This is a genomic window from Idiomarina zobellii (assembly GCF_900100855.1).
Lineage (GTDB): Bacteria > Pseudomonadota > Gammaproteobacteria > Enterobacterales > Alteromonadaceae > Idiomarina > Idiomarina zobellii.
Map to the genome: position 1 here is coordinate 240,915 of NZ_FNCB01000003.1, position 8,316 is coordinate 249,230.

Consider the following 8,316-nt stretch of genomic DNA (forward strand, 5'->3'; position numbering starts at 1 on the left):
CTTAACCAACCTGAATATCTGTTTCAGGGAAACGTATGTGTCGTTTACGCGGCGTCGCTAAAAAATAGGCCAATGTCAGTGGCCCAACACGGCCGGCAAACATTAAAAATACTAATACTACCTGACTTGCGGCAGTAACATCGGCAGTAATGCCACGAGAAAGTCCCACTGTTGCCGACGCAGATAAAACTTCAAAGGTTATATCTATAAACGGCAGCGGATTCAAAATCATTAGGATAAATATGCCAAGGAACATTAAAGTGAGCGTAACTAAGGTCACCGCCAGCGCTTTCATCACAATTTCCTGTGGCACAGTTCGGTTCAACAAAGTCACGTGTTCGCGGCGTCTTAAAAAAGCGTAGGTTGCCACTAACAGCACAATAAAGGTGCCTAACTTAATACCGCCCGCAGTACTCATTGAGCCGCCGCCAATCAGCATGAGCAATAGCGTGAATACGGCACTGGCTTCTGTCATAGCGCCGGTATCAACCGTATTAAAACCTGCCGAACGGGGGGTTGTTGCCTGGAACCAGGCCGCCATTGCCTGATCCCCAATACTCAAATTAGCAAAGGTGGCCGGGTTGTTCATTTCTAACAACCAAATAATGGCCACAGAGAGCACATTAATAATTAGCGTGGCGATTAAAATCGCGCGGGTATACACCGAAAAGTCATGCCAACGCCGCTTCTCCGCAATGTTAGTAATAACCGAGAAGCCCAAGCCACCAATGACAAATAAAATGCTGACAATAAGGTTCACTGGAATACTGCTAGCGTAATCGACTAAACCATTAGGCGAGAGCACAAAGCCGGCGCTGTTAAAGGCAGAAATGGCGTAAAATACCGCTTCCGATAAGGCGTCTACAAAGCCTTTATCACCCCACCAGGTGAGTGTTAAACCCACTACGGCAACGGCCTCAACCGTCAGTGCCAAAGACACCACTGCTTTAGCCGTACGACCAATATTGGCAAGACTGGTTTGATGCATGGCTTCTTTAGCCATTAACTGATGCTGAAGTCCGACATGGCCACCAAGCGACATAGCGGCCAACACCGCGAAGGTCATAAAACCTAAGCCGCCCGCCTGTATCAACACAGCCAACACAGTCAGCCCAAATACGCTGTACGTTGCGCCGGTATCCACTACCACCAACCCGGTTACAGTTACGGCCGACGTTGCAGTAAACAGGCTTTCCAACCAAGTGATAGGCTGCTCCGTGGCTCCCGGAATTTTCAGCAACAAAGTACCCAATAGAATCAGGCAGGCAAAGCCTCCTGACAAAATGACCGGCGGGCTGGCTTTAAAAGCCCGACGCTTGCGCCGGCCGGGCTTTCTGTATAACCAAGCTAACGAGGGAACCCACTGTTTCATGAAGGCTCTTTCAGTTTAGGTGCAATGGACTTCAGAGCTTTTAAACTACCTGCCATTACCAAAGTTTCATTACCTTCCAACTCCATATCCATTGACGGATTAGTTGTTACCTCATCACGCTTTTTCAGCAGCAACATGTGAAAAAATTCAGAGTCTTCAGAGGAAACATCGCGCAATTTTTTACCTTTTAAATACTCGCCAATACTGATTTCCACACAAAACCAGTTATGCCCAAGCGACATATACTCATTCACCATGGGGTAGTTCAGTGACTGCGCTACACGAATGCCCATTTCCTCTTCCGGATGAATAATGCGGCTTACCCCCAGTTTGGAGAGAATCTGATGGTGTGACTTAGACGTGGCTTTGGCCCAAATTTCTTTTACACCAATGCTTTTCAGGTGCAAAACACAGAGTAAGCTGGCTTGAAGATCTTCGCCAATAGCCACTAAGACGACTTCGCAATTGGCTAAATCGAGCTCTTGTAGTGCTTTTTCATCGGTCACATCGGCTATGGCCGAATGCGTCAGCACTTCCGCCATGGCTTCAACAGCTTTTTCATCTGAGTCGACACCAATGACGTAGTGTCCAAGGTCTAAAAGCTCCATTGAAGTCCGGGCGCCGAAACGCCCTAAACCAATAACGCCAAATTCAGCCATAGTTCGCTCCTATTGCGCTTTCGCTGGTGCTAAAAATAGTGCATTCATTAATAAGGTATTCAAGCCATCCATGTATGCGCGGTAGGTTGGCTCCTGAGTAAAACTAATTACCATACCTTTTCCACTGGGTTGCCATATTAACAACGGCTTATAAGGCAGCTGCTTAGCAATATCATCCCATAAGAAACCACTTGCCAGCATAGTGTCTGCGTCGGCAAACCATGCAATGTTGCGGCCATGGTTAATGTCGATAGGGGTCAGCACGTCGTTGCCGTTATAAATGCTGACGACTTGCGGTTTTACACCCGCACTTAACCAATGGTCAGTATCGACTTGCGCATTTAACAGCGCACCAGGCACCCAGTCTGGATCAGCGCCATGTGGTTTTATTTCCGTTAAAAATTGTTCCCGGCTTTCAATCACTTTGCCGTCAATTTTTAACTCCTCTGCCGGTTTTTCCACACCTTCTTCCGGTACTTTGCGCTCGAGCTTGGTATTAAGAAGACCGGCATCGACAGCCCAGGCTGACGCACCACCTAAGGTCAATAGCACGCCGCCGTCTGACACCCACTGTTTCAACTTCTCAATAGTGCTGTCGGTGAACACACCGTCATAACCACCTTCCGGTAAAATCAACACGTCCAAGCCGTTCAGATCATCCTGAATCAACTGCATGGTGCGAATTGCGGTTACCGGGTAACCCATTTGACGCTCAATCACAAAACGCGTGTGGCCAGCGTTATACGCACTCACCGGTTCATCCCAGGCAATGGCAATGTTCGGCGCTTCTAACTGACTGACATTATGAGAGCCAAAGTTTGGGCCTTCAGTAATCCAGCTGGTATCAACGCCTTCCACTGTCGCGCCGGACTCTTCTACCAGTTTTTGCAGAGTTTGTGACAACTCACTACCGTTATCCGCAACCCTCAGAATAAGAGAACCACTTGGGAATTGACCCGCTTTTTCATGAGTAAAGGCTAACTCGCTTTGGCGTACACTTAAGCCTTCACGTAAGGCAGAAGTTAAAAAGCGCCCCGCGTTCATGTCGCCCCAACGCACTAAATAAGCCACTTCTGCGTCCGGATTAATCACTTTACCCGGGGCAATGCGACCTTCTTCAACCATAGCGGTTTTTACGTCAGGCAAGTCATCACAGCTGTGGCTGTCCACGTTAAACATTAGTGGTAACGACCAGCCAGTTACGTCATAAATTTGGTCTGGCAGGTTGTTCTTGCGGCGTTGTTCCTGCTCTTTTAAAAAGTCGTCCGCCATGTCGACTTGTTCGTCCATCAGTGTGCGAATAAGACGATGCGACGGCTGTGCCATATCAACGATATAAGCGCCCGGTTGGTAGTCAACGTCGCACACTTCAAAGGCCTGCTCTGCCTGCTTAACTTCAACCCCCTGCTCAACCAACAAAGACGCTAGTTTACGTGCGCCAGCCGGGTCATCTGTTGCCGGTAAAATCAACGAACGAACGTCGCCGTCTTCACCCGCTTCCACGGCGGATTTACGATAATTCCAGAATTTCTGTAGTAACGCTTCACGACGTTCTGACACTGTTTGAATGGTCGAAATAGACGCAATAAAGTGCTGCTGAACCCCGTCGGCATAGGTCAGTACGTCACCGTCTTTGCGGTTAAACAAATGCCCGCGAGCGGACGCCATTTCGTAAGTCATTGCCACCGAACCATAATAGAGCGGCCAGCTGGCACCGTAGCCCGGGTAAAACGCATCGAAAATTTCGCGCGTGAAGTAGTCGAACCCCTTTTTGTCGAACCACTGGCCGTTATTTTTGCCTATCCAGTTCAGGCTTTCGCGCTGAGACTCTGTAATTAACGGGTTATAAGGACGGGCTTCCGGCGTAAAGTAGTAGGTAGAATCACCACCCATTTCATGCAGGTCTACAAACACCAACGGGTAGTATTTCAGCAAGGCATCAATTTGACCGCTAATTTCTGGTTGCGTCAGCGCAATCCAGTCTCGGTTCATATCGAATAAATAATGGTTTGTGCGCCCGTTTGGCCAGGGCTCGTTATGTTCCGCACTGCGGCGATCACCCGAATGCTCCATGCCAACACTCATGTAATAGCGGTCAACAAAACGTGCCCGACCGTCCGGATTTTGCAGTGGGTCAATAAAGACCATGGTGTTGTCTAACCAGCGCTGCGTTTGCTCGCGTTGGTCATGCAACAAATGATACGCCGTCATCATAGAGGCTTCCGGCGACGAAATTTCATTGCCATGAACACCATACGACAGCCAAATACTACCCGGCAGTTCGTTAATCAGCTTTTCTGCCTCACTTCGGCTGGTCTTGCGCGGATCCGCGAGTGACTGCATACCCTGCATAAAGCCGTCAAAGTCGGCAATATTTTCTTCGCTGGAAATAACCGCATAATACAATGTGCGACCTTCCCAGCTTTCGCCGTACTCCAAAAGCTTCACCTGCTTAGGATAAGCCGCTTCCAACGCCTCAAAATAGCGACTCATGTCTGCCGAGCTCGTTATCTTGGTACCTATTGGATAACCAAGCACCTGCTCGACCGTTACTTCCGAATCGGCATAGTTGGCTTCAGGTAGCAGTGAGCTTTCCCCAGCCAGTTGCTGGGCATGTGAGGGAAAAACAAACCAAGAAGCGGCGACAAGCGCCGCAATTTTGAGACTGCGCATGGTTATTCCTGTTGTTCAATACACCTTTTAATAGTGTTTAGGGTTTCTTTTTATGTTCCCCTAATGTAAAAGCTTGAACAAGGGAAGTGAAGCTCAATTTAGGCGCTATGAATAAAAAGACTCAATTAACCACGCTGCTGGCGGCTATAGCCACAATGTTAGTGTTGGCCGGATGCCAAATAACACCTAATAACGTAAAACGCGTGATTAATTCCGGCGTTCTTAGCGGTAACGATCCAACCGCCGTAGTGGAATCTATGGCACGTGAACGTTTGCAAAGCTACCGCAACAACCCACAACTGCTTATTAGCGACATTCAAGACTTACGCGAGGCTTTGCGTGACCTGCGTGCCGTTGCTGAAGCTATTTGGGGCGACGAGGAAAACACGGTTCCCAGCGCGAAAAAATACGTTAAATACAGCGATAACTTTCATGCCAAAGCCGTGGTCGACTTTGAAAAAGGATTACTCACTGTTGCGACGTTACAGGACGGCGAAACCGAAACTCAGATCCGACAAAAGCTGCAAGCAGCAATCGTGCGCACATTACTAACACCGTCAGATTTAACTGCCGTCGATATATTTACAGCCAAAGAGCCAAAGGGCTCCGGCAAACCATTTTTAAGCGGGCAAGTCGTTGACCATGACGGTGTCGTAGTTGAATACCAATGGAGGGCGAATCGTTTTGCGAAATATTTAGTAAAGAATAAGCTTCAGATTCGTCAGGCCAAGGACACAGATGTTTACGAGGTAAGAATCCCACTTGTCGACGAACATAAGTCACTACGAAAGCACCAATATTCAGACTACGTTATAGCCGCCGCCCAACGGTATAAGATTGAACCTGAACTAATTTACGCCATTATTGAAACGGAAAGCAGTTTTAATCCTTATGCGGTAAGTCACGCAAATGCCTATGGCTTAATGCAAGTTGTTCCATCAACCGCCGGCCGTGACGTGTTCGAGCGCATTCGAAAAATACCGGGACAGCCCACTTCTCAACAGCTGTTTGATCCTGCACAAAATATCGACATTGGCAGCGCCTACCTTCACATATTAAATACTCAATATTTAAAGGCTGTTTCAAACCCGAATAGCCGAGAGTATGCTATTATTTCAGCCTACAACGGCGGCGCCGGTAATGTACTAAAAACATTTTCCAGCAACCGCAGCCGAGCTTTACAAATAATAAACCGAAGCCAGCCCGGCCTTGTTTACCAGAGCTTAATATCGAAACACCCATTGGCAGAGAGTCGTCGTTATTTAGAAAAAGTAATGTACTTTAAGCAGAACTACTAATTACCCCTAAACATGCATATTTAATCGGAAAGGAAGTAATGACCCGAGAGCTATTCATTAAGATACTTTGGCGATCACTTGCTGCATTTTTTGTTTTGCTGGGGTTAATTGGGATTGCGTTACCGGTTATGCCGACTGTTCCGTTTCTCATTGCTGCGCTGTGGGCCGCGAGTAAGGGCTGGCCAAGGCTCGAGTCATGGTTAATCAATCACCCTAAGTACGGTTCAGATATTCAGGTATGGCGGGAGTATCGAGTCATTAAACGACGCTCTAAAGCCTATGCCCTAATCATGATGGCTTGTGGTTATGTAGTCCTTTGGCTATTTGTTCCTCAAGTCGCAAATTGGCTAAAAGTAATCGTGGGACTCGTTTTAATTACCGTCGGAAGTTGGTTAGCTAGTCGACCAGAGTCACCACCGAAAACAAAAACTGATTCTCCTTAAATTTATAAAAGGAAGAACTTTGATCTAAGTCACCTGCTTCGGAACTGTACAAATGGCCTCAGTGTTAAAATACACGGAGATTAGTCTGAATTTGAGGTTCATATGTCAGTTATTAAGTGGGACAAAAGGTTAATTACTAAATACAATATTAATGGCCCGAGATACACATCGTATCCAACGGCATTAATGTTGTCTGAACAGTTTTCTCAAGATCGCATTGCCAATGCACTGAAAACCGCCGGCGATGAGCTGTGCTTATACCTGCATTTGCCGTTTTGTCATAAGCTCTGCTATTACTGCGGCTGCAACAAGGTTATTACCCGCCACCAGCATAAAGCGGACAAATATCTAGACTACCTCGCACAAGAAATGGCGATGTATCAGCCATTAGTTAAAAACAAGAAAATTCGTCAAATTCACTTAGGTGGGGGAACGCCTACCTTTTTGACCGAGGAACAACTGACACGGCTGATGGACTTGGTTCATCAGCACTTTACCTTTGCCGAAAACCCAGAGGTGAGCATTGAGATAGACCCGCGCAGCTGCAGCGATGAGAAACTACGTCACTTGCGCGAACTCGGCTTTAACCGTGTCAGTTATGGCGTACAGGACTTTGATAAAAAAGTACAAATTGCCATTAACCGCGTGCAGGATGTCGACCTTATTGCACATCAGTTAAAACTCAGCAAAGAGCTGGGCTTTGACTCAATTAACCTCGACTTAATTTATGGCCTGCCGTACCAGCGCCCGGAAACCTTTAAGAAGTCGATAGAGCAAGTCATTGAAATGGATCCCGATCGCATTTCCGTATTCAGCTACGCGCATTTACCACAGCGCTTCGCCGGTCAGAAGAAAATACCCGAAGAGTCCATTCCACAGCCGTCAGTTAAGTTGAGCTTGCTCGAACAAGCCATTACTCAGCTCAACGACGCCGGCTATCAGTTTATTGGCATGGACCACTTTGCTAAAAAAGACGACGGCTTAGCCATTGCCCAACGCGAAGGTCGCTTACAACGTAACTTCCAGGGTTACACCACAGACGGTCAGGACGCATTACTAGGCTTAGGCGTGTCCTCTATTAGCCAGGTTAACGGTGTGCTATGGCAGCATGAAAAAGAGCTACCGGCTTACTACAAAATGATAGATAGCGGACAAAAGCCCATTGTTAAAGGCATGGCATTAACCGACGAAGACAAAGTGCGTGCAGCACTTATTTCACAAGTCATCTGCCACTTTGAGCTCGATATAGAAGCCTTTAAATCACAGTGGAATATCGATGATTTCTGGGCACATTTCGCCGAAGCCATACCGCTACTGAAACCATTTATTGAAGACGGTTTAGTCGACGTCTCCGACAAAAAACTTCGCGTCACAGAATTAGGCCGCCTTTGGGTACGCAGCATTTGTGCTTGTTTCGACGAATATCTGGACCACGGCCAGAATAGGTACTCCAAAGTGGTTTAGCGGACAGCAGGGAAACGCTCTCTCCGGGCCGGGTATCTGTTACCAGAGAGACGCCGTTAACCCATATATGGACACCTCACATTACGCAAGTTGTTTAGTTACATAATTTCACCTTGTTGCTAACCAGCTTTGCGTGAGGTGGACAGGATAAAACTGCACTCGTATATACGGCCTGTTTTGAGCTGCAAGTGATTCCTCAGTGAGCTCTGGCCTTCATGGATAACCGCACCCTTGGCGCTATATCGTCCCTTCTGAGTTATAACTCACTAGGTTCTCTCGGCATCTCAAGGGTCGGTTTTACCTGTTGCACCATGCAACTACGCATTGCTGGATGAGACTTAAATACTGTTTTAATTCAATTTAAATTCCTGCTGCTTGTGTAGCATAGCCCAGGAGATTCGGGCCAG

At 47.4% G+C, this 8,316-nt stretch carries 6 protein-coding genes; 3 read left to right on the forward strand and 3 right to left on the reverse strand.

Translation table 11 applies throughout. The features are described 5' to 3' along the window. Nucleotide 1: 1 nt before the first annotated feature. Genes BLT32_RS05270 through BLT32_RS05280 form a run of 3 tightly spaced genes read right to left on the reverse strand, consistent with a single transcriptional unit; the run spans nucleotide 2 to nucleotide 4,704 of the window. A complete protein-coding gene (locus BLT32_RS05270; RefSeq protein ID WP_053953235.1) occupies nucleotides 2-1,372 on the reverse strand; it encodes a TrkH family potassium uptake protein in 1,371 nt (456 codons plus the stop codon). Next, complete coding sequence (locus tag BLT32_RS05275; protein ID WP_053953236.1) at nucleotides 1,369-2,031, reverse strand: potassium channel family protein; 663 nt, start codon at nucleotides 2,029-2,031, stop codon at nucleotides 1,369-1,371. Before BLT32_RS05275 ends, BLT32_RS05270 begins: the two co-directional genes overlap by 4 nt. 9 nt (nucleotides 2,032-2,040) lie before the next feature. Beyond that, nucleotides 2,041-4,704, reverse strand: a complete 2,664-nt coding sequence (locus tag BLT32_RS05280) for a M14 family zinc carboxypeptidase (RefSeq protein ID WP_053953237.1) — start codon at nucleotides 4,702-4,704, stop codon at nucleotides 2,041-2,043. A gap of 107 nt (nucleotides 4,705-4,811) precedes the next feature. Here BLT32_RS05280 and BLT32_RS05285 point away from each other — a divergent pair, with 107 nt between their 5' ends. From BLT32_RS05285 to hemN, 3 genes are all read left to right on the forward strand, one after another. After that, complete coding sequence (locus BLT32_RS05285; RefSeq protein ID WP_053953238.1) at nucleotides 4,812-6,002, forward strand: murein transglycosylase domain-containing protein; 1,191 nt, start codon at nucleotides 4,812-4,814, stop codon at nucleotides 6,000-6,002. Nucleotides 6,003-6,040: 38 nt separating this feature from the next. Next, a complete protein-coding gene (locus BLT32_RS05290) occupies nucleotides 6,041-6,445 on the forward strand; it encodes a YbaN family protein (protein WP_053953239.1) in 405 nt (134 codons plus the stop codon). Between the two features lie 102 nt (nucleotides 6,446-6,547). Then, a complete protein-coding gene (gene hemN / locus BLT32_RS05295) occupies nucleotides 6,548-7,909 on the forward strand; it encodes an oxygen-independent coproporphyrinogen III oxidase (RefSeq protein WP_053953240.1) in 1,362 nt (453 codons plus the stop codon). Nucleotides 7,910-8,316 lie beyond the last annotated feature (407 nt).

Coding starts and splice junctions, on each gene's coding strand:
- BLT32_RS05290 (WP_053953239.1), top strand. CDS start 6,041: ATGACCCGAGAGCTATTCATTAAGATACTTTGGCGATCACTTGCTGCA.
- BLT32_RS05285 (WP_053953238.1), top strand. CDS start 4,812: ATGAATAAAAAGACTCAATTAACCACGCTGCTGGCGGCTATAGCCACA.
- BLT32_RS05270 (WP_053953235.1), bottom strand. CDS start 1,372: ATGAAACAGTGGGTTCCCTCGTTAGCTTGGTTATACAGAAAGCCCGGC.
- BLT32_RS05275 (WP_053953236.1), bottom strand. CDS start 2,031: ATGGCTGAATTTGGCGTTATTGGTTTAGGGCGTTTCGGCGCCCGGACT.
- hemN (WP_053953240.1), top strand. CDS start 6,548: ATGTCAGTTATTAAGTGGGACAAAAGGTTAATTACTAAATACAATATT.
- BLT32_RS05280 (WP_053953237.1), bottom strand. CDS start 4,704: ATGCGCAGTCTCAAAATTGCGGCGCTTGTCGCCGCTTCTTGGTTTGTT.